The 2,355-nt window shown below is 74.2% G+C and carries 2 protein-coding genes; both read right to left on the reverse strand.

Annotated features, from left to right (window positions below; translation table 11 throughout):
* On the reverse strand, nt 1-1,645 hold a 1,645-nt coding region (locus tag ACJ73U_RS21145), incomplete at its 3' end, for a hypothetical protein (RefSeq protein WP_407779397.1).
* A 155-nt stretch (nt 1,646-1,800) separates the two neighbouring features.
* Nucleotides 1,801-2,355: GlxA family transcriptional regulator (locus ACJ73U_RS21150; protein ID WP_407779398.1), on the reverse strand; the 555-nt coding region annotated here is incomplete at its 5' end.

The raw sequence follows: 2,355 nt of genomic DNA on the forward strand, positions 1-2,355 counted from the left end.
CGAACACCCGGACGTAGTCGCCGACCAGCTTCGCCAGCCGCCGCATGGCCCTGCCGTGCGAGCGCGACTCGCCGAGCTGGATCGCGGCCTGCAGCCGCACCTCCAGCGTGTCGGGGTGGTCGGGACCGAGTCGTGCGTGGCAGTCGTCCAGCAGCTCGGCGAACATGCGGCTGGCGACCTTCGGCTCGATCTCCTGGGTGAAGCGGGCGAGCATGCTGCGCAGCAGGAGGGTGTCCGGGTCGTCGGGCGAGATGCCGGCCAGCGTCTCGTGCAGGAGTGCGACGGCCCGTCCCGGCTCGGCGCCGGAACCGATCACCTCGGCCAGCGCGGCCTTCGCGCCCGGCACGTCGCAGCTCGCGGCCTTCTCGAACGCCGCCTCGGCCACCTCGAACCGGGCCACGCGACGGGCCGTGAGACCGATCCCCAGTGCCTGCGCGGGATCGCACCACTCCACCAGGCGGTGCCACACCGGCATCGGCACCGGGTCGGGCACGAGGTCGATCAGGTAGTCGAACGCGCGGACGCGACCTTCGCCCGCGGGCATGAGCAGGCTGCTGGCGCCGCGAACCGGTCTCGTCGCCCAGCTCACGGCGTCGTCGAGGGGTTCCGGGCGCAGCGTCGCGCCGCCGCGGGTGTCCAGGTAGTGCTCGGCGAGGTCCGCGAGCAGGTCCACCGGCACCGGGTCGGCCAGGCCCGCACGCCGACAGTCGACCGCCGCCGCGACGAGTGCCGCGGCTCGGGGGTGCCCGCCGGGGCGCCACGCGTTCCGCCAGTCCCGCGCCAGCTCCGGGCCGTCGGCCAGCAGCTCGGCTAGCCCGAACGTGTCGGTCATGCGCAACGCCGACCGCACGCGCCGGTCGCCGGACCGGCGTGCCCGGTCCAGCTCCGGCCCGCTCCACCGGCGCGGCAGCGGGATCTCGACCGCCAACCGCAACACCTCCCGCGCCGTGCGCCACCCGTCCCGCTCGTCGCCGCCGAGACCGGCCTCGTGGCGCGCGCCGAACCGGTCCAGCTCCGCGACGCGGATCGTGCCGAGCACCACGGCGTCCGCGGCCAGCATCCGGTGCAGCAGCGGCACGGTCAGGCCGTGCGCACCGAAGTAGCGCTCGACGTCGTCCAGCCACACCACGCACCGCCGCTGGTCGACGACCGTCTCCACCACGGTCCGCACGGACTCCCGCGACGCGGGCGCGACGAGGTGGTGGTCGGGGAGCACCCGCCGCACCGACTCGTAGGCGACGCGGGACTTACCCGCCGTCGACTCACCGGACAGCAACACGAACCCGCCGGCCCGCAACGCCTCGTCGACCTGGCCGTCGACGTCCCGGCTGACGTACGCGGGCACCTGGCCGGCGCCGTCCCGCGCCGCGGGGTGCACCCCGAGGAGAACCGGATCGTCCAGGTCGCGAACCCGCCGCGGCCGCCCGCCGATGACCTGGTCCGGCAACGCCGTCCTGACCTCGGCGCCCCGGTCCACGAGCGCCCGCCCCCGCGCCCCGAACACCCCGAGCACCGCCGTGACCACCCCGGTGACCGCCGCGGCCACACCACCAGCGAGCAGGTAACCGGCCACCGTCCCCACCGCGGCCCCGACCACGGCCACGCCCACGAGCAGCAGCCACCCCTTCGCCCGGCGAGACACCATGCGCCGACGTTATCGGGTTAGCGGTGTTGAATTGCCTCGCTCCGCTCGGCGGTTCGCGGCCTGTTCCCGGCGTCTTCCCTCCCTGCGCTGCTCAGCGAGGGTCGCTGCGCTCCCGTCGCCTCCGCTGCTCACTCGGTCCAGACGCCGGCGGCCGCTCACGGGTGGCTTGCCTCGCTTCGCTCGGCGGTCCAGGCCGTGCGGTAGGCGTTCGGGCTGGTGCCCACGACGCGCTTGAACCGCTCGCGGAAGGCGGTGGGGGAGCCGAAGCCGACCTCGCTCGCGATGCGGTCGACGGGGTGGGTCGTGTTCTCCAGCAGGTACTGGGCCTTGCGCACGCGTTCGCGGTGCAGCCACTGCAGCGGTGTCGTACCGGTCTGTTCGCGGAAGCGGCGGTTGAGGGTGCGTGTGCTCATGCCGGCCCGCGTGGCGATGTCGGCCAGCGTCAGGTCGACCGACGTGTTGTCGGAAAGCCAGTGCAGCAACGGTTCCAGCTCCGCGCCGCGCGGCACGGCCGGCTGGTCGTGCACGATGAACTGGGCCTGCCCGCCCTCGCGTTCCAGTGGCATCACCGACCGCCGCGCCGTCTCCGCCGCCACGGCGGAGCCGAAGTCGCGGCGGACCATGTGCAGGCACATGTCCAGGCCGGCGGCCGCGCCCGCGGAGGTCAGGAACTGCCCGTTGTCGACATAGAGCACGTTCGGGTCCACGTC

Origin of the sequence: Actinophytocola sp. (assembly GCF_045807065.1) — a bacterium.
Taxonomy (GTDB): Bacteria; Actinomycetota; Actinomycetes; order Mycobacteriales; family Pseudonocardiaceae; genus Actinophytocola.